17 protein-coding genes are annotated in these 19,130 nt (G+C 71.1%); 2 read left to right on the top strand and 15 right to left on the bottom strand.

Features of this window, described 5'->3' with window-relative positions; translation table 11 throughout:
• The first annotated feature begins 50 nt into the window (after positions 1-50).
• Positions 51-542, top strand: a complete 492-nt coding sequence (ispF, locus tag ACA089_RS07425) for a 2-C-methyl-D-erythritol 2,4-cyclodiphosphate synthase (protein ID WP_372015171.1) — start codon at positions 51-53, stop codon at positions 540-542.
• Entirely contained in the window at positions 539-1,606 is a 1,068-nt protein-coding gene (truD, locus tag ACA089_RS07420; protein WP_372015168.1) for a tRNA pseudouridine(13) synthase TruD, read from the top strand. The genes ispF and truD overlap by 4 nt, the downstream gene beginning before the upstream one ends.
• 93 nt (positions 1,607-1,699) lie before the next feature.
• Here truD and bamA read toward each other — a convergent pair whose 3' ends face one another.
• The 15 genes from bamA to ACA089_RS07345 form a co-directional block, all read right to left on the bottom strand.
• A complete protein-coding gene (bamA, locus tag ACA089_RS07415) occupies positions 1,700-4,153 on the bottom strand; it encodes an outer membrane protein assembly factor BamA (protein ID WP_372015166.1) in 2,454 nt (817 codons plus the stop codon).
• 62 nt (positions 4,154-4,215) lie between these two features.
• Positions 4,216-5,574, bottom strand: a complete 1,359-nt coding sequence (gene rseP / locus ACA089_RS07410) for an RIP metalloprotease RseP (protein ID WP_372015163.1) — start codon at positions 5,572-5,574, stop codon at positions 4,216-4,218.
• 42 nt (positions 5,575-5,616) lie between these two features.
• Complete coding sequence (locus tag ACA089_RS07405; protein ID WP_372015161.1) at positions 5,617-6,822, bottom strand: 1-deoxy-D-xylulose-5-phosphate reductoisomerase; 1,206 nt, start codon at positions 6,820-6,822, stop codon at positions 5,617-5,619.
• A gap of 19 nt (positions 6,823-6,841) precedes the next feature.
• On the bottom strand, positions 6,842-7,711 hold the full coding sequence (locus tag ACA089_RS07400) for a phosphatidate cytidylyltransferase (RefSeq protein WP_372015158.1): 870 nt from the start codon (positions 7,709-7,711) through the stop codon (positions 6,842-6,844).
• The gene (uppS, locus tag ACA089_RS07395; protein WP_372015155.1) at positions 7,708-8,463 is read right to left on the bottom strand and encodes a polyprenyl diphosphate synthase; all 756 of its coding nucleotides are present in this window, start codon (positions 8,461-8,463) and stop codon (positions 7,708-7,710) included. The genes ACA089_RS07400 and uppS overlap by 4 nt, the downstream gene beginning before the upstream one ends.
• Before the next feature lie 16 nt (positions 8,464-8,479).
• Positions 8,480-9,037 carry a ribosome recycling factor gene (gene frr / locus ACA089_RS07390; RefSeq protein ID WP_372015152.1) on the bottom strand — a complete coding sequence of 186 codons (558 nt, stop codon included), beginning with the start codon at positions 9,035-9,037 and terminating at the stop codon, positions 8,480-8,482.
• A gap of 88 nt (positions 9,038-9,125) precedes the next feature.
• Positions 9,126-9,848: a UMP kinase gene (pyrH, locus tag ACA089_RS07385; protein ID WP_372015148.1), complete on the bottom strand. Its 723-nt coding sequence runs from the start codon at positions 9,846-9,848 to the stop codon at positions 9,126-9,128.
• An 89-nt stretch (positions 9,849-9,937) separates the two neighbouring features.
• The gene (locus tag ACA089_RS07380) at positions 9,938-11,419 is read right to left on the bottom strand and encodes a GGDEF domain-containing protein (RefSeq protein ID WP_372015145.1); all 1,482 of its coding nucleotides are present in this window, start codon (positions 11,417-11,419) and stop codon (positions 9,938-9,940) included.
• A 161-nt stretch (positions 11,420-11,580) separates the two neighbouring features.
• Complete coding sequence (gene tsf, locus ACA089_RS07375; RefSeq protein ID WP_372015142.1) at positions 11,581-12,459, bottom strand: translation elongation factor Ts; 879 nt, start codon at positions 12,457-12,459, stop codon at positions 11,581-11,583.
• 150 nt (positions 12,460-12,609) lie between these two features.
• Positions 12,610-13,428 carry a 30S ribosomal protein S2 gene (gene rpsB / locus ACA089_RS07370; RefSeq protein ID WP_372015139.1) on the bottom strand — a complete coding sequence of 273 codons (819 nt, stop codon included), beginning with the start codon at positions 13,426-13,428 and terminating at the stop codon, positions 12,610-12,612.
• A 286-nt stretch (positions 13,429-13,714) separates the two neighbouring features.
• Positions 13,715-14,452: a fimbrial biogenesis chaperone gene (locus tag ACA089_RS07365; protein WP_372015136.1), complete on the bottom strand. Its 738-nt coding sequence runs from the start codon at positions 14,450-14,452 to the stop codon at positions 13,715-13,717.
• A complete protein-coding gene (locus tag ACA089_RS07360) occupies positions 14,452-14,745 on the bottom strand; it encodes a hypothetical protein (protein ID WP_372015134.1) in 294 nt (97 codons plus the stop codon). Before ACA089_RS07360 ends, ACA089_RS07365 begins: the two co-directional genes overlap by 1 nt.
• Positions 14,746-14,912: 167 nt before the next feature.
• Positions 14,913-15,902 carry a Csu type fimbrial protein gene (locus tag ACA089_RS07355; protein ID WP_372015131.1) on the bottom strand — a complete coding sequence of 330 codons (990 nt, stop codon included), beginning with the start codon at positions 15,900-15,902 and terminating at the stop codon, positions 14,913-14,915.
• Positions 15,899-18,346, bottom strand: a complete 2,448-nt coding sequence (locus tag ACA089_RS07350; RefSeq protein WP_372015128.1) for a fimbria/pilus outer membrane usher protein — start codon at positions 18,344-18,346, stop codon at positions 15,899-15,901. Before ACA089_RS07350 ends, ACA089_RS07355 begins: the two co-directional genes overlap by 4 nt.
• Complete coding sequence (locus ACA089_RS07345; RefSeq protein ID WP_372015126.1) at positions 18,297-19,067, bottom strand: fimbrial biogenesis chaperone; 771 nt, start codon at positions 19,065-19,067, stop codon at positions 18,297-18,299. Before ACA089_RS07345 ends, ACA089_RS07350 begins: the two co-directional genes overlap by 50 nt.
• Between the last annotated feature and the right edge of the window lie 63 nt (positions 19,068-19,130).

Genomic DNA, 19,130 nt, shown 5'->3' with positions numbered 1-19,130 from the left:
CCTCTCCTACAATGGGCCGCCGTATCGCACGAACCGGCCCGAGGATCTCCATGCCAGACAGTCCCCCCATCCGCATCGGCCAGGGCTACGACGTGCACGCCTTCGGCGAAGGCGACCACGTCATGCTCGGCGGCGTGCGCGTTCCGCACGACCGCGGGATCCTCGCGCACAGCGATGGCGACGTTGCGTTGCATGCGCTGTGCGACGCGCTGCTGGGCGCGCTGGCCCTGGGCGACATCGGCGTGCATTTCCCGCCCAACGACGAACGCTGGCGCGGCGCCGACAGCCTGGAGCTGCTGCGCCACTGCGTCGCGCTGGCGGGCGAGCGCGGCTGGATCCTCGGCAACGCGGACGTCACCGTGGTCTGCGAGCGGCCCAAGGTCGGTCCGCATGCGCCACTGATGCGCGAGCGCATCGCCGCGGCCTGCGGCGTCGGGGCCGATGCGGTCAGCGTGAAGGCGACGACCAGCGAGAAACTGGGCTTCACCGGCCGCGGCGAGGGCATCGCCGCGCAGGCCGTCGTCCTGCTGGTGAAGGCGTGAGCGATTCCGGAGCGGGGCACTCGGCGTTCGGCGGCCCCGTGCTGTCGGCGCGGATCCGCGTGCAGCCCGAGGATTTCCGGGTCGAGGAGATCGACGCGTTCGAGGCCAGCGGGGACGGCGAGCACCTGCTGCTGACGGTCGAAAAGCGCGGCATGAACACCAGCTTCGTCGCCGGCGCGATCGCGCGCTGGGCTTCGGTGCCGGAAGTCGGGGTCGGCTTCGCCGGCCTGAAGGACCGGCACGCGGTCACCGTGCAGCGATTCAGCGTGCAACTGCCGGGACGCGAGGCGCCCGACGTGGCGACGCTGGAGCAGGACGGGCTGCGCGTGCTCGCCCAGGCGCGCCATCGGCGCAAGCTGTCCCGCGGCGCGCTTGCCGGCAACCGGTTCGTGCTGGTGCTGCGCGAACTGCAGGGCGGACGCGAGGCGATCGACGCGCGGCTGGCGGAAGTGGCCGCCCGCGGCGTCCCCAATTTTTTCGGCGACCAGCGTTTCGGCCACGGCGGCGGCAACGTGGGCAAGGCCTTGGCCATGTTCGCGCAGGGGGCGCGCGGCAAGCGGATGGGGCGCGAGCAGCGTTCGATGCTGTTGTCGGCGGCGCGATCGGCACTGTTCAACCGGGTGCTGGCCGCGCGCGTGGCCGGCGGCAGCTGGGACCGGGGCCTGGAAGGCGAGGTCTGGATGCTCGAAGGCAGCCGCAGCGTGTTCGGGCCGGAGCCGTGGAGCGGACCGCTCGAGCAGCGGCTGGCCGCGTTCGACATCCACCCCAGCGGCCCGCTGTGGGGCCGTGGTGGATTGCGCAGCGAGGGCGCCTGCCGCGCGCTGGAAACCGGTGCGCTGGAAGACCACGTCTCGCTGGCACTGCGCGACGGCCTCGAGCGGGCCGGCCTTGAGCAGGAACGCCGCGCCCTGCGCGTGCGGCCGCAGGCGCTGGCCTGGGACTGGCTGGCGGCGGACAGCCTGAGGCTCTCGTTCGCGCTGCCAGCGGGGAGCTACGCGACCGCCGTGCTCGAACAGCTGGGTGCCGTCACCGATGCCGCCTCGCCGGCGGGCGCGGCCATCTAGCCCCGCGCCGGCCGCTGCGGCGGCAGGAGCAAAAAAAACGGCCCGCGAGGGCCGTTTTTCGTGGCGGGACGCTCCGGTCCGGAGCGCCGCGGCTCAGAAGCCGCCGCCGAAGGTGAACTGCAGGCGCTCGATCTCGTCTCCGTCCTGCTTCTTGAACGGGTAGGCGTAGCTGATCGAGATCGGGCCGACCGGGGCGCGCCACAGCAGCGCGACACCCGCCGACGCACGCAGCTCGTTGGCGTCGAAATTGTCCCAGCCGTCGTACACGTTGCCGAAGTCGACGAACGCCGAGACGCGCGCCGCCTTGCTGTCGAACAGGCGCGGGAACACCATTTCGATCTGGCCGACGGTCTTCAGCGAACCGCCCAGCGGCTGGCCGCGGTAGCCGCCGATCGACTCCGAGCGCGGGCCCAGGGTGTTGTCGCGGAAGCCGCGCACCGATCGCGTGCCGCCGGCGTAGAAGTTCTCGAAGAACGGCAGGCCGGTGGCGATGACGGTCTTGTCGTAGTCCGGCGAGCTCGGCAGGCAGGGATCGCTCGGGGCCGGGCCGGGCACGTAGGTGTCCACCGTGCCGTCGCCGTTGGTGTCCACGTAGGAACCCGCGGTGTAGCACAGCGCGCGCACGTGGTCGTCGCCGTAGCTGTCGCCGTAGCCGATGTCTAGGCCGGTGCGCAGCACGAAGGCCGGGTGGAGCATCCAGTACTTGGAGAACTCGTAGTTGATCTTGTAGTACTCGACGGTCGAGCCCGGCAGGGTGGTCTCCAGGCCCACGCGCTGGTACATGCCCATGGTCGGCATGAAGAAGTCGTTGCGCGTGTCGCGCGCCCAGCCGAGCTCGCTGCGCCAGGCGTGGAAGGTGTTCTGCCCGACCGCGTTGACGTAGTCGATGATCGACTGCGGCGTGCTGCCCGGATAGGTCTGGATCTGGTTGCTGTCGATGCCGAACAGCAGCGAGATCGAGCTGTTCTCGGTGATCGGCAGGCCGAGCACGGCCTGGGCGGCGGCGTTGGTGCTGTTGTACTGGGCGGTGTTGAAGTCCGAGTAGTCCAGCTCGCGCCACCACAGGTTGTAGCCGAGCGAGAGGCCTTCGTCGGTGAAGAACGGATTGAGGTAGGAGAACGCGTAGCGCTGCATGTAGTCGCTGCGCTGCGCCTCCACCGAGACCCGGTTGCCGCCGCCGAGGAAGTTGTTCTGCGACAGCTGCACCGACGCGGTCATGCCGGCCAGCTGCGAGTAGCCGAGGCCGAACACGAAGCTGCCCGAGGTGGTCTCCTTGACGTTGAACACCACGTCGACCTGGTCGCTGGTGCCGGGCACCGCCGGCGTCTCGACCTCGACCGTCTCGAAGTAGCCCAGCCGCTGCAGGCGGATCTTGGAGCGGTCGATCGCGGCCTGCGAGAACCAGGCGTTCTCGAACTGGCGCATCTCGCGGCGCAGCACCTCGTCGGAGGTGCGGGTGTTGCCCTTGAAGGCGATGCGGCGCACGTTGACGCGCGGGCCCGGGATCACCTGCAGGTTGATCGCCACGGTGCGGTCTTCGCGGTTGGTCGTCGGCACCGGGTTCACCCGGGCGAAGGCGTAGCCGATGTTGCTCAGGGTGTTGGTGATGCTGTCGGCGGTCAGCTCCAGCAGCACGCGCGAGAAGGTGTCGCCGACCTTCGGGATCACCAGCCGCTCGATCTGGTCCTGCGGCAGGATCGTGTCGCCGGTGACCTTGATCTCGGAAATCTTGTAGACCTCGCCCTCGGTGACGCTGGCGGTGAGGTACATGTCGCGCTTGTCGGGGCTGATCGACACCTGGGTGGAATCGATGCTGAAGTCGATGTAGCCGCGGTCCAGGTACCAGGAGTTGAGCTTCTCCATGTCGCCGGAAAGCTTCTCGCGCGAGTACTGGTCGTCGCGGCGGTACCAGGACAGCCAGCTGCTTTCGCGCGACTCCCAGCCGGCGAGGATCTCCTCGTTCGGGAAGTTCTCGGTGCCGATCAGGTTGACGTGGCGGATCTTGGCCGCCTTGCCTTCCTTGACGTCGATGGTGACGTCGACCCGGTTGCGGTCCAGCGGCGACACCGTCGGGGTGATCTGGACGTTGTACTTGCCGCGGTTGTTGTACTGCCGGGTCAGCTCCTGCAGCACGCGGTCCAGGGCGAGCCGGTCGAAGGTCTCGCCCTCGGCCAGGCCGATGTCCTGCAGGCCCTTGAGCAGGTCCTCGGTCTTGATGTCCTTGTTGCCGGTGAGCGTCAGCTTGTTGATCGCCGGGCGCTCCGTCACCGTGATCACCAGGATGTCGCCCTGGCGGTCCACGCGCACGTCCTCGAAGAAGCCGGTGCGGTACAGCGCGCGGATGGTCTCGCCGGCCCCGGCCTGGTCGAGGGTTTCGCCGCGCTCGACCGGCAGGTAGGTGAACACGGTGCCGGCGGCGATGCGCTGCAGCCCGTCGATGCGGATGTCGCTGACGGTGAACGGTTCGACCGACTGCGCCATCGCCGGCAGGGCCAGCGTGGAAGCGAGGGCGAGGGCGAGCAGGCGGCGCACGGGGAATCGCGTCATGTCACATCCGGAGGGAACAGGTGTTTGGGCAGGAACCGCGGTGCAGGGGCCGGTACGGTCGGTCATCGCGGCATCAGGCCCAGAATGTCGTTGTAGAAGGCCAGGCCCATCAGTCCGGCCAGCAGGGCCAGGCCGACGTATTGCCCGGCAGCCATCGCGCGTTCGCTCAACGGGCTGCCCTTGACCAACTCGATAAGGTAATACAGCAGGTGACCGCCGTCCAAGATCGGGATCGGCAACAGGTTGATGATCGCCAGGCTCAGGGAGAGCAGGGCGAGGAAATAGAGGAACCAGTCGATGCCGCGCTTGGCCGAGGCGTTGGCCGCCCGCGCGATGGTGACCGGGCCGGACAGGTTCTTCACGGACGCGTCGCCAGTGAGCATCCGCCGCATCATGCCCAGCGAGTCGCTGGCCAGCCGCCCGGTCTCGCGCAGCGCCGCCGGGACCGCAGCCAGCGGCCCGTAGCGCTGGACCGCGTCGTAGGCGGGCACCTGCGGCGCGGCGAGGACGATGCCAAGTTCCCAGCGCCCCCCCTGTCCGGGATCGGTGCCGCGTCGCGGCGCCAGTTCCAGCGCCAGCCGGTCGCCGTCACGGTCGACCTCGACCATGCCCGGGCCGCCGCGTTCGCCCAGCGCCTGCACCAGCGGCGAGACATCCCCGGCCGACTCGACCCGGCTGCCATCGATCGCCAGCACCAGGTCGCCGGCCTGCAGCACGCCGGCGGCGGCGCCGGACTCGCGCACGCCCTCGATCCGGGCCGGCGCCAGCAGGAAACGCCAGGTGAAGCCGGCCTGTTCGGGGATGCGTCGCTCGTCCAGCGTTTCGGGCAGCCCGGACAGGCGCAGGGTCCGTGCGACCTGCCCGCCACCGGCGTCCTCCACCTGGACCTCGATGTCGCGGCGGTCCAGCGCGGGGGTGGCCAGCGCCATCGCCGCCTCGGTCCAGGTCGCCACCGGTCGTCCATCGACGCCGGTCAGGCGGTCGCCGGACTGGAAACCCGCCTCGGCGGCGAGGCCGCTGGCCTGGCCGACGACCGGCGCGTAGTCCTGCCGGCCGACCATGAACATCACCCAGAGCAGCGCCACGCACAGCAGCAGGTTGGCCGCCGGCCCCGCGGCGACGATCGCGATCCGGCGCCAGACGCCCTGCCGGTTGAACGCGTGCGCCTGGCGCTGGACCGGCACGTCGCCCTCGCGCTCGTCGAGCATCTTCACGTAGCCGCCGAGCGGGATGGCGGCGATCGCGAATTCGGTGCCGTCGCGGTTGTAGCGCGACCAGAGCGGCTTGCCGAAGCCGACCGAGAAGCGGAGCACGTCCACCCCGCAGCGGCGCGCGACCCAGTAATGGCCGAACTCGTGGAAGGTGACCAGCACCCCCAGGCTGACCACGAGCCACCACAGGGAGCCGACGAAATCACCCATGGGCGTGGCTCGGTCGTGGCGTGCACGGGCGGGCGGTGGCGCTCATGCGGCGGGGGTCCCGGCGGGGGGCATTGGGGGGGAGATCCGTTGGCGGGTGAACCTGCGGGCGTCCGTGTCCGCCGCCAGCAGCACCTGCAGGTCGCCGGCGGGCGCCGCAGGCAGTGCGGCGAGGGCGTCCTCGACCAGCGCGGGGATGTCTAGGAAACCGATACGGCCCTGAAGAAAGGCTGAAACCGCCTCTTCGTTGGCGGCGTTCAGCACTGCCGGGGCGGTGCCGCCGGCGGACAGGGCCGCCCCGGCCAGGCGCAGGCAGGGGAACGCCTCCATGTCCGGCGCCTCGAACTCGAGCCTGCCCTGCGCCAGCAGGTCCAGCCCCGCCACCCCCGAGTCGATCCGTTCGGGCCAGCCCAGGCCCACCGCCAGCGCGGTGCGCATGTCCGGCAGACCGAGCTGGGCCAGGGTCGAGCCGTCGACGTATTCGACCAGCGCGTGGACCAGGCTCTGCGGATGCACGAGCACGCCGATGCGCTCGGCCGGCAGGCCGAACAGGTGGTGGGCCTCGATCACCTCCAGGCCCTTGTTCATCAGCGTGGCCGAGTCGACCGAGATCTTCGGGCCCATGGACCACTTGGGATGGGCCACCGCCTGCGCCGGCGTCACCGCCGCGAGCCGGTCGCGGCTCCAGCCGCGGAAGGGGCCGCCCGAGGCGGTCAGCACGATCCGGCGCACGCCGGCCGGCTCGCACGAGCGCAGGCACTGGAACACCGCGCTGTGCTCGCTGTCGATCGGCACGATCGTGGCGCCGGAACGGCGCGCGGCGGCGATCAGCAGCTCGCCCGCCAGGACCAGCGACTCCTTGTTGGCCAGCAGCAGCCGCTTGCCGGCGCGCGCCGCGGCCAGGGTCGAGCCCAGCCCCGCCGCCCCGACGATCGCCGCCACCACGGTGTCGCATTCCGGCCCGGCCGCCAGTGCTTCCAGGGCCTGCCCGCCGGCATGCGCGCGGGTGGCCAGCCCGGCATCGCGCAGGCCGTCGCGCAGACGCGCGTAGCCGGCCGCATCGGCGATGACCGCATGGTCGGGCCGGTGCCTGGCGCACAGGTCCAGCAGTGCGTCGACGTTGCATCCGGCCGCGAGCACGCTGGCGCGCATCCGCGCGCCGTGGCGGGCGATGACGTCCAGCGCCGAGGTGCCGATCGATCCGGTGGCGCCGAGTACGGCGACCTGGCGCATGTCCGCAGCGGGCTGCATGTCGGGATCCGTGCCGGTCTCAGAAACCGAGGATGTCCTTGCCGATCGCGAACACCGGCAGGGCTGCCAGCACGCCGTCGACGCGGTCGAGGATGCCGCCGTGGCCGGGGATCAGCGAACCGGAATCCTTCACCCCGGCCTGGCGCTTGAGCAGGCTTTCGACCAGGTCGCCGACGATCGAGGCCAGCACCGCGACCAGCGCGACCAGGGCCAGCGCCGGCAGCTGCGCCGCGCCGGCGCCGGCCAGCGCGCCGAAAGCCAGGGCGATGGCCACGCCTGCGACCACGCCGCCGATCGCGCCTTCGACGGTCTTGTTCGGGCTGATGGTCGGGGCGAGCTTGCGGCGCCCGAAGTGGCGTCCGGCGAAGTAGGCGCCGGAGTCGGCGGCCCAGACCAGCGCGAGCGCCGCCAGCAGCCAGCGGTGGCCGCTGGCGGGGAGGTCCGGTGTGGCGGCCAGCTGGGCGAAGTTGTCCGAATGCACCAGGCACAGCGCGCACCAGGCCGGGATCACGGCGAGCGTGCCGGCGGCGAGCTTGAACGCGCGCGTCCACGGCTTTTCCTGGGCGGTGAAGCCCGGCCGCCACAGCCACAGCAGCGCCAGCAGCCAGCCCGCGGCGCCGGCGAGGGTGGCGATCTGGAACAGCACCGGCGAGAAGCCGGTGTCGCTGCGGGAGGCCCAGACCAGCAGCACCATCAGCAGCAGGTTGAGCAGCACCAGCACCGTGCGCGACAGGCTGTCGTCCACGCCGGCGAGCTTGAGCCATTCCCACAGGCCGCCCAGCATCACCAGCGCGGCCAGCGCGGCCAGCCAGGGCGTGGGCAGCAGCAGGATGGCGGCGATCGCGGCGGGGGCCATGACCAGTGCGGCGATCACCCGGGTCCGGGTCATGCGGGAGCCTCCGCGCCGATCTGGGCGCTGGTCAGGCCGAAGCGGCGTTCGCGTCCGGCGTAATCGTCCAGGGCCTGCTGCAGCACGCCGGCGTCCACGTCCGGCCACAGGGTTTCGGTGAACCAGAGTTCGGTATACGCCAGCTGCCACAACAGGAAGTTGCTGACCCGCTGGTCACCGCCGGTGCGGATGAACAGGTCCGGCGCCGGCAGGTCGGCCAGCGCCACCCGCGCACCGACCGCGGCTTCGTCGATCTGCTCCGGGCGCAGGCGGCCGGCCGCGACGTCCACCGCCAGCGCGCGCGCGGCGGCGGCGATGTCCTGGCGTCCGCCGTAGCTGGCGGCGATGTTCAGCTGCAGGCGGGCGTTGCCCGCGGTCTGGGCCTCGGCCGCGGCCATGCGCTCGCGGATCGCGTCGGCGAACAGGGCGCGTTCGCCGATGAAGCGCACGCGCACGCCGCGGCGGTCGAGTTCGTCGACCTCGCGCTCGAGTGCGTTGAGGAACAGCTTCATCAGCGCGCCGACCTCGTCCTCGGGCCGGCCCCAGTTCTCGCTGGAGAAGGCGAACAGGGTCAGCGCGGCGATGCCGCGCTGCAGGCAGAAGTCGATCGCCAGGTTGACCGCGCGCGCGCCGGCGCGATGGCCGATGGCACGCGGCCGGCGCCGGCGCTGGGCCCAGCGGCCGTTGCCGTCCATGATGATCGCCAGGTGGCGGGGGACCTGTGCGCCGGCGGTGGCGGGTTCTTCCGTCATGCGGGGAGCAGACCGCTCAGACCGCCATCAGTTCCTGTTCCTTGCCCTTGACCACCTCGTCCACGTCCTTGATCGCCTTGTCGGTGATCTTCTGGATCTCGTCCTCGGCCTTGCGCACCTCGTCCTCGGTCACCTGCTTTTCCTTGAGCAGGTCCTTGACGTGCTGGTTGGCGTCGCGGCGGATGTTGCGGATGGCGACCTTGGTGTCCTCGCCCTCGCCGTGCACGACCTTGGTCAGCTCGCGGCGGCGCTCCTCGGTCAGGGCCGGGAGGTTGAGGCGGATGGTGGTGCCGGCGGTGTTCGGGGTCAGGCCCAGGTCCGAGGCCAGGATCGCCTTCTCGACCGCGCCGACCATGCCCTTGTCCCAGGGGGTGATCACCAGCGAGCGGGCGTCGGAGACCGACACGGCGGCCACCTGCGAGAGCGGCACGTCGCTGCCGTAGGCGTTGACCCGGATGGTGTCGACCAGTCCGGTCGAAGCGCGGCCGGTGCGGACCTTCACCAGGTTGTGGCGAAGGGCTTCGATGCTCTTCACCATGCGGGCCTGCGCGTCTTGCTTGATCTCGTTGAGCATCGCCGTATTCCGTCGAAAAACCGAATCGGCCGATTATAGGGGAACGCCTGCGGGAACGCCCGGTCCGCGACCGGGGCGGCCAGCGGCCTCAGCGGCGGGCGCGCACCAGGGTGCCGACGCTGTCGCCGCGCAGGATCCGCATCAGGTTGCCCGGCACCGAGATGTCGTAGACCCGCAGCGGGATGCCGTGGTCGCGGCACAGGGCGAAGGCGGCCGTGTCCATCACCTGCAGGTCGCGGGCGATGACCTCGTCGTGGTCCAGCTCCTCGAACCGGACCGCGTCGGGGTGCTTCTTCGGGTCGCGGTCGTAGACGCCGTCGACCTTGGTCGCCTTGAGCAGCAGGTCGGCGTTGATCTCGATCGCCCGCAGCGCCGCGGCCGAGTCGGTGGTGAAGAACGGGTTGCCGGTGCCGGCGGCGAAGATCCCGATCCGGCCCTTCTCCAGGTGGCGCACCGCGCGGCGGCGGATGTAGTCCTCGCACACGTCGTTGATCTTCAGCGCGCTCATCACCCGGACCTTGCCACCGAGCTTCTCGAGCGCGTCCTGCATGGCCAGCGCGTTGATCACCGTGGCGAGCATGCCCATCTGGTCGCCGGTGACCCGGTCCATGCCGCCGGCGGCCAGGCCCGCGCCGCGGAAGATGTTGCCGCCGCCGATCACCAGGCCGATCTCCGCGCCGGCCTCGCGCACTTCCATGATCTCGCGCGCGATGCGGCCGATCACCACCGGATCGATGCCATAGTCCTCGGTCCCCATCAGCGCCTCACCGGACAGTTTCAGCAGGACGCGGCGATAGGCGAGGTCGGACATGGGGGCACCGGGGGAGTGGCAAACGCGCGGATTCTAGCGGAAAGCCCCGGCCGGCGGATCGCGCGGGCACCCTGCGCGGTCCGCGCCGTTCATTGCCCGTGCTGGCTGACCCGGTTGCGGCCTTCGCGCTTGGCCCCGTAAAGGGCGTCGTCGGCGGCCTGCAACAGGCTGCGAGCGTCGGCGAACTGGCGGGTGGTGCCGTGCGTGGCCAGTCCGGCGGAGAACGTCACGTACAGCGGCTTGCCGTCGACCTCGGCCATCGGCACGCGCGCGGTTTCCTCCAGGATGCGGCGCAGCACGCGCGCGGCCGACGCTTCGTTGGAGTGGCTCAGCACGACCAGGAACTCCTCGCCGCCGTAGCGCGCGACCAGATCGGTGCTGCGCAGCAGGCGCTGCAGGTTCTGCGCGAACTGGTACAGCACGCGGTCGCCGACCAGGTGGCCGTAGCGGTCGTTGATGTGCTTGAAGTCGTCCAGGTCGATGAAGGCGATGGACAACGGCTGCTGCAACGCCACGGCGGTGGCGAACTCGCGCTCGAGCACCTCTTCCATCTGCAGGCGGTTGTAGACGCCGGTCAGCGGATCGCGCCGCGACTGCTCGGTCAATCGACGTACCTGGTCCTCCGACGCACGGGCCTCGGTGCGCGCGCGCGCGGCGTCCTGGATCTCGCGCAGGTTGCGCAGGATCAGCAGTTCCTTGGCGTGGTCGGCGATCGAGGCCAGGTGCTCGGGCCGGGAGATGTGCACGTCGAACATCGCGCCCATCTCGGGCAGCGCGGCGGCCAGCTGCACGAGCAGGTCGTCGAGCGTGGTGCCGTCGGCGATGCAGGCCTGGACGCGGGCGCGCGCCAGCTCGCGCTGGTCGGCGGTCTGCCGGTCGTCGAGCCAGAGGCCGGCGACCGCCCCCGAGGCGGCGACGCAGGCCTGGAACGGATCGGCCGGCGCGTCGGATTCGCTCGCGCCGATCGCGTCGGCGAGGTAGCCGGGAAGTTGCCAGTGCCGGGCCAGCCACGCACCGATCTCCGCATGATCGGCGCCGAACGCGGCCCGTTCGCGTGCGAGCAGGTCGGTGCTGTCCGTCGCCGCGGCGCGGACCGGGCCATAGGCATCGGGCATCGCCTGCAGCAGCGCGAGCGCGCCGATGTCCTGCAGCAGCCCGGCCAGCATCAGGTCTTCCAGGCGCTTCAGGCGCGCGTGTCCGCCCAGCAGGCGCGCGGCCAGCGCGGCGAGCACGCTGCGCCGCCAGATCTGCTCCTGGTCGCTCGCGGTACCGGCCGCGCCGCGCAGGCCCTGGGCCAGGGAAAAGCCGAGCGCCAGGCTCAGCGTGGCGTTGAGGCCGAGCAGGGTGAGAGCCTGGCCCAGGTTCTCGACCCGGCGCCGGCCGGCGTAAAGCGGGGAGTTGGCCACGCGCAGCATGCGCGCGCTCAATGCCGGGTCGGTGCCGATCACCCGCGCGGTGGCGTTGAGGTCCGCCATCGGGTCCTGCGCCAGCTCGATGATGCGCAATGCCACCGCCGGCGGCGTTGGCAGGGTGCGGCAGTGCAGGAGTTGGGCTTCGAGTTCCGGATGCATCACTGCGCGAGTCGGTCGGCTGCATCGAAGTATGCCGGCAAAACCGTGTCGCAGTCAGCAATTTCGGCGTTCGGGCACGCATCCGGCGCGCATCGGCCGCCCCAAAGAAGAAGGCCGCGGGAATCCGCGGCCTCCATATGGCTACCTGCAGCAGGGGTCGGTCAGACCTGCATCGCCTTGGCGACTTCGGCGGCGTAGTCCTCGACCACCTTCTCGATGCCTTCGCCCACCACCAGGCGCTGGAAGCCGACCACGTCGGCGCCGGCGGCCTTGACCACCTGCTCGACGGTCTTGTCGCCGTCCAGCACGTACGGCTGGCCGTACAGGGTCACCTCGTTGACGATCTTGTTGATCTTGCCGGAGATGATCTTCTCCAGGATCTCGGCCGGCTTGGCCTTGTCCTTCTCGGACATCTTGGCCAGCTCGATCTCCTTCTCCTTGGCCACGAACTCGGCCGGGACGTCGGCGGCCTTGTTGTGCGGCGGGTTCATCGCGGCCACGTGCATGGCGATGCCGCGCGCCAGCTCGGCGTCGCCACCGGCGACCTCGACCAGCACGCCGATCTTGCCGCCGTGCACGTAGGCGGCGATGTTGTTGCCCGCGCTGGAAGCGACGGCCACGCGGCGGACCTGGATGTTCTCGCCGAGCTTGGAGATGGCGGCGGCGCGCGATTCCTCGACGGTCTCGCCCGACGGCAGCCTGGCCGACTTCAGCGACTCGGCGTCGGTGGCGCCGGCGGCCAGCGCGGCAGCGGCGACGGCGTCGGTGAAGGCGATGAAGTTCACGTCCTTGGCGACGAAGTCGGTCTCGGAGTTGATCTCGACCAGCACGGCCTTGCCGCCGTCCTGGGCCACCGCGATGCGGCCTTCGGCGGCCACGCGGCCGGCCTTCTTGTCAGCCTTGGCCAGGCCCGACTTGCGCAGCCATTCGGCGGCGGTGTCGATGTCGCCGGCGTTCTCGGTCAGCGCCTTCTTGCATTCCATCATGCCGGCGCCGGTGCGCTCGCGCAGTTCCTTGACCAGGGAAGCAGTGATTTCCACGGGATACCTCGTTATTGGGTGAATGTGGCTCCGCGGGGCGGAGCGGGGCCGGCCGCGTCGCGCCGGGGGCGCGGGCGTCCGGCCCGGGTCCGCGCGGATGGCGCGATGGCCATCCGGCGGGTGGCGGCCGCGGGCGGCCGCCGGGATGGATCACTCGGCCGGGGCGGCTTCGGCGCCGTCGGCCTTGTCCTTGCGGGCCGGGCCCTTCTTGGCCGGGGCGCGGCGGGCCGGCTTGTCGCCATCGGCCTCGGCGAAGTCGTTCTCGCTGACGTTGGCCGCATGCGGGGCGGCGGCCTTGCCTTCCAGCACGGCGTCGGCGGCGGCGCGGGCGTACAGCTGCACGGCGCGGATGGCGTCGTCGTTGCCCGGGATGGCGTAGTCGACCAGGGCCGGATCGTAGTTGGTGTCGACCACCGCGATCACCGGGATGCCGAGCTTCTTGGCTTCCTTGATCGCGATGTCTTCATGGCCGATGTCGATCACGAACAGCGCGTCCGGCAGGCGGTTCATGTCCTTGATGCCGCCCAGCGAGGCTTCCAGCTTCTCGCGCTCGCGGCGCAGGCCCAGCACTTCGTGCTTGACCAGCTTCTCGAAGGTGCCGTCGGTCTCGCCGGCTTCCAGCTCCTTCAGGCGCGCCACCGACTGCTTCACGGTGCGGAAGTTGGTCAGGGTGCCGCCCAGCCAGCGCTGGGTCATGTACGGCTGGCCCGAGCGCACGGCCTCTTCCTTGATCGCCTCGCGCGCGCTGCGCTTGGTGCCCACGAACAGGATGGTGCCGCGCTTCTGGGCGATGGCCGAGATGAAGTTCATCGCGTCGGAGAAGAGCGGGACGGTCTTCTCGAGGTTGATGATGTGGATCTTGCCGCGCGCGCCGAAGATGTACGGGGCCATCTTCGGGTTCCAGTAACGGGTCTGGTGGCCGAAGTGGACGCCCGCTTCGAGCATCTGGCGCATGGTGATCTGGGGCATTGCGTGTGACTCCTGGCAGTGGAACCTCGCCTGCGGCCGTTTCGTTCGGCGCTGTGCAGGACTGCGGCCATGGCGGCGCGCAGCGGCGGTTCCGGGGTTGGGCCTCCCTGGCGCTTCCGTGTCCGAACCCGCAAGGCGGGCACCCCGGCACGGAGGTTGGCGTCAGGTGTGTATTCGCCGGGGCCGGCGTGGCCGGCGCGTCCCGCCCGGCGTGGGCGGCCCCCAGGCAGGAGGCGGAAGACAGCCGCGGGAGTATACCGGCGGTGCCGGGTCCGGGGCAAACCGGTCAGCGGCCGCTGAACAGGGCCGGTTCCGGCACCAGGACTACCGCGTCGCCGTTCACGTCGGCCTCGAAGCGGCCGGGCACCGTGTCGTCGAGGTCCCCGGGCAGCGGCCACACCTTGTAGCGGCCGGCCAGCACGTAGCCGGCCAGGTTGGGGGCCAGGACGTGGCGCCGGCCGCCGGCGGCGACGAACGTCAGCCGGGCCACCCGCGCATGGCGGCCACCGCTGTTCTCCAGGCGCAGCCTCCGTACGCCCGCCGCGTCCCGCTCGATGCGGGCGCTGAGATGCGCGCCCTCGGCCTGGCTCCCCGCCGAGGCGAACACCGGGATCGAATAGCGGAGCAGTGATTCCCCGCGCGATCCCATGGGAGCGCCGCCCGGCAACTCGTCGACGATCAGGCGATAGGCGGTCTCGCCGGCGGGCGCGCCGGCGGCCAGGCGGACCACGCGCACCCGCTGCCGGCCTTGCGGCGGGACTTCAATCAAGGGGGGGCTGACCGCCAGCTCGCGGGTCGGCGTGAGCAGTTCGCCTCCTTCGCCCTGGTTCCAGGCGAACAGGCGGACCTGGGCCTGCAGGGGGTCGGGCCCGGTATTGCTGAGCCACAGGGTGGTCGAATCTTCGCCCGCTGCCAGGGTCAGGCTGATCGGTTCCAGGCGCAGGTCGCCGGGATGGGCGGGCGAGGCCGGGCCCAGCCACGCGGCCGCGGCGATTAGCCACGCGCTGGCCTTGCCCGCCCGCATCAGAACACGATCGTGGTGACCTGCACGCCGTCGGCCGGTCGGCCGGCGGGCACGGGGAGGTGCGAAAGAAGGCTGTTCCCGGTGACCTGCAGGTGCGGGGCGAGGGGCTGGGCCACCATCCACGGCACTCCGGCCGAGCAGTCGACGGCGGGCACCTGCCGGACGTCGCGGACGTCGCAGCGGTCGACGATGGTCAGCGAGATCCGCAGCGTGTCCTGCCGGCTGGAGGCCTGGACCGCACCGATCGCCAGGACCAGACCCAGGGTGGCCAGGAATGCTTTGCAGGCGCGCATCGGCGGCTCCTTGCCGGTCGGGGGACCGGCCATCTGCCACGCTTTCGGCGGATGGGAGAGGAAGTTGAGCCGATCCTGCCGATTCCGGTGTTGCTCGAGCGTGATCTGTGGGGTGGATCACGGAAACGGCGGCGGTCGCCGGCCAGCGCCGGCGCCCGGAGGTGGGGTCAGTAGGTCAGGGTGACGGTGACGGTGTCCGAGTACGCGCCCGGTGCGCCGATGGCCTGGGCCGGTACCCGGCCATAGACGGTGAAGTTCTGGACCGTGTTGTCGCCGGTCTGGGTGACGTCGTTGCTGGTGGCGTTGCCCCAGAGCTGGCTGCGGGAGGAATTGCGGTAAAGCAGGTAGGTCAGGTAGTTGCCGCCGGGCCCGAGCAGCCGCCGCACCGTGCCGCCGGTGCTGTTGACGCCGTAGTTGAGGCCGATCCGGTAGTTGGTGCCGGCCGGGCAGCGCACGCTGATCGTGGAGGTCTGGTCGCGGGCGCTGGCCAGGTTGACCACCGAGCCGAAGTCCAGGTCCGTGGCGGTGCTGATGTAGCAGGTGTTGGCGAAGGTCGCGCTGACTTCGGTGTAGTTCTGGCCGGTGATGGGCGCGGTGGCGCACTGGGCGGCGGAGGGCGCGCTGCTGCCGGCCAGCGAGGTGCTGCGCAGGTAGTCGGTGACCTGCGAGACGTAGCCCCCCGCCGTGACCGTCTGCGGCGGGATGCGCGCATACACGGGGATGGTGCCGTAGGTGCGCCCGGTGGCGGTCATGGTCACGGTGAAGCTGTAGACGGCATGGCCGCTGGTGGTCGAGCCGATCACCTGGGTCATGGCGGGGTCGGCGTAGAGGTTGTAGTCGAGGTAGTCCAGCGGCCACCACTGGATCATCCGGCGCGGGTCCAGGCCGCCCGGCAGGATCGGGTTCATGTACAGGCAGACCCGGAAGCTGCGCACGGCCGGGCCGTCGTTCTGGCAGTAGTAGCGGATCGACCCGGTCGTGGTCGCGCCGCCACCGCCCACCGTGCCGAACGCGATCGGGTTGGATCCGTCGATGTTGCACTCGTTGTCGGCCATCGCCCGCCCGGGCAGCAGCCAGGCGCAGGCGAGGACGCAGGCCAGCCACGCCACGCGGGTCCAGGGGCGCCGGTTGCCGGCGAACGGGGCGTTGCTGTTCATCGGCAGACCACTCCATCCAGTTCGATGAAGCCGCTGGGCTTCGGGAGTTCGGGCAGGACCACGTCGCAGTAGCCGCCATTCTGGCGGATCCTCAGGCCGGCGCCGGGCGGCAGCGCCTCGAGGTACAGCAGCCCGTCGTAGCCGACCACCGTCAATGCCGGGGTCGTCGCCGGGTCGGCGCCCGAGAGCCAGACCGGGCTGCCGGCGGCGAGCGGCTGGCCGTCGGTGCCGGTGACCGTGGTCTGGACCGACAGCACCGGCTGCATCGGGAAGCGCACCAGCATGCCGCTGCGGCTGGCGGGGACCGCGAAGGTGTCGGTGCGGCCCAGGCGGACGTCGGCCGGGGCCTGCAGCGGATCGATCGACAGGCGGTTGTTCTGCCAGGCGTTGAGACGGTTGACCAGCAGCAGGCCATCGGCATCGGTGAAGCCGACCAGCCGGTTTTCCTGCAGGATCGGCACGTTGGGCACGCCGTCGGTGGACACCATGGCGAACGCGTCCTCGACGCGGCGCATGGCGAACAGGTGCTTCTCCATCCACAGCACGCTGCCATTGGCGCTGGCGAATCCTGTGGTGCTGTCGGGGACGCCGCCGTCGCCACGCTGGTGCAGCAGGCCCGCGTTCCAGCCGCCATAGCGGCCGAGCCCGGCGACCTGGGCCTGGGCACCGGGGCGGTCCCCGAGCGTGGTCTGCACCCGCCAGCCCACGCCGCCGAGGTCGCTGTCGACCGGGCGGTTCGCTTCCAGCGCCACGGTGTCGGCACTGCGGCTGTGGCGCGCCGAAGCCGAAACCGACGTGCGCCGGTCCAGCGGCATGGACCAGTACAGGACCGCGCTGTCGGCGCGGCGGTTGTTGAGGTCACGGCTCAGGCTCAGGCTCAGGTAGCCGTTGAGCGGCAGCTGCCGCGACCAGGTCAGGCTGGCGTAGCGGGCCGACGGCTGCTCGAAGACGTCCTGGCGCACGTAGCTCGCCCCGACCTGGGCCACGCCCCAGTTCAGGCCGACGAAGGCGCTGTCCATGCGCCGCGGGAGCACCGCGTCCTCGAGGCTGGCGACGTCGGCGAAGTCCGCGCTGCGACGCAGGGTGGCGAAGGCGACGTTGAACAGCGACGAGTTCCACTGGTAGCCCATGCCGTACTGGTGGCCGCTCTCGCCGCGGTGGCGGCTGCCGGCCACCGAGGCATCGAGCACGCCGCCGCGGTCGCCCAGCAGCCAGACCCCGCCGGTGCCGGCCATCTGCAGCCCGGGGGTCGCTTCCGCGTGGACTTCCAGCGTGCTCCGGTCGCTGAGGCCGTGCCTCACCGTTGCGCTGCCCATCGCCTCGTCGGCGTAGGAGAACGAACGCAGGCCGTAGTCGCGCCGCACCTTGCCCGCTTCCACCGACCAGTCGGTCAGTCCGCGCTGCAGCAGCTGGCCGGTGTTGTACAGGGAGAAGTTCACCACCCGGGCCTGGCCGTTGATGTCGGTGATCACCATCTGCGCCTGGCCGACGCCATTGACCGTGGGGATGCTGTCGATCTGGAACTGGCCGGGCCTGACCTGCTGGCTCGACTGGCGGATGCCGTTGATATACAGGTCGACGGTGGACGGCAGCACCGCGTCGCCGGCGAACGAGGCCAGCGGGGTGGTCACCCGGTAGGGCTGCAGGCCGAAGTTGGTCGCGGCGCGGATGCCGCCGATGCGGGTGGTGCGGGTCCAGCCGAGCGCGCCGCTGAACGTGTCGCCGGCGACGACCGAGACCATGCTGTCCTGCAGGTCCAGCTGCCAGGAGGTGTCGAGCCGGACCATGTCATGGCGGTCCCCGCGGCCCGGGAGGCTGTCCAGGCGGCTGACCGTGCTGTTGCTCCAGACCCCGGGGCCGACGCCGAACAGGCGCAGTTCGGTCCAGCCGCTGACCGAGCGGTAGTCGCCATCGCCCTGGGCGTACACGTCGTAGTTCAGCAGCAGGCCCGGCGCGCGCGTGGCCGGATCGACGCGCGGGGTGGGTGGCCCGGTTTCGGTGAAACGCTCCCGCTCGCCGGAGAGCAGGTCCAGCGGCGCGGTCAGCGCCAGCTGCTGGTTGCCGGCGTCGTAGCGCGCCTGGAGCCCGGGGATGTCGTCGAGCGCCACCAGGCCCTCGGCGCCATCGCTGCCGGGCCAGCGCAGGCCCAGTTCGCGCAGCGTCGCGGCGCTGGCACGCAGGCGCCCGCCGTCCATGACGAAACGCGCCAGGCGGCCGGTGGCGAATTCGTTGAGCGAGACTTCGAGGTACAGCTCCTCGGCGTCGCCGGCGGGTTCGGCGTCGACCTCGCCGGTGGCGAGGAGGTCCAGGTTGCCGGGCGCGGCGAAACCGGACGGAGCGGGAGCGGGGGAAGGCGCGGCGGACAGCGTGCAGGGCGTGCACGCCGCGGCGACGCTAGCGGCGAGCAGTTTCCAGCGGCAATGTCTGGTCGTTCGGATCGTCATTGAACCTGACCTTCAGGCTGCCTCCGTTCGCCCGCAGTGGCGGCGCGAGGGGAATGGCCCACTGCATCCGCTGTCCCGCGAGCACGTACCCCACCAGGCCCGGCACCACTTCGGTCCGCTGCCCGCCACCGTCTATCCAGGCCAGGTTGCTGAGCCGGATCCGCTGGCCGCCCGGGTTGGCCACGCTGAGCAGGCTGGTTTCCCCCTGCGGTTCCAGGCTGGCGGACACGCCGGCCGGGACGCCGGCCTGGCCGGGCGTGGTCGCGCTGCGGCGCGACGGGCTCAGCGGCTGGTTTCCCTCGGCGAGCACGAACACCGGCACCGAGTAGCGCAGCAGGAACTGCAGGCCCGGCTCCCGCGGCGCGGAGGCATCCGCCGGCAGCTCGTCGATGGCCAGGCGGTACGCCATTTCGGCGGTGGCCGGGGCAGGGTTCGGACGGATCAGCCGGACCAGCTGCTGTTCGCCCGCGGCGACCTCCAGGATCGCCGGGCTCGCCACCAGGTCGCGGGACGGCGCCAGCTGGTCCTGGCCGTCGGCCTGGGTCCAGCGGGACACCCGAACCTGGGCCTTGAGCGGCTGCGTGCCGGTGTTGGTCAGCCAGATCGCCTGCGACTGCTCGCCGGCGGTGAACTCGACCATGATCGGGTTCACCTGCAGGTCCGCCGCCTGTGCAACCGTGGCGGCCAGTGCCAGCGCCGCCATGACGAACCAGTGGCCCATCCTGCGGCCGCGCGCCGTGGTGCCGCGCGACCGCCCCCGCCATGTCATCGGGAGCATCCCGAC

Origin of the sequence: Pseudoxanthomonas fibrivorans (genome assembly GCF_041464125.1) — a bacterium.
GTDB lineage: Bacteria > Pseudomonadota > Gammaproteobacteria > Xanthomonadales > Xanthomonadaceae > Pseudoxanthomonas.
The sequence above is the reverse complement of the archived record's forward strand: the minus strand, read 5'-3'. Positions and strand labels throughout refer to the sequence as shown.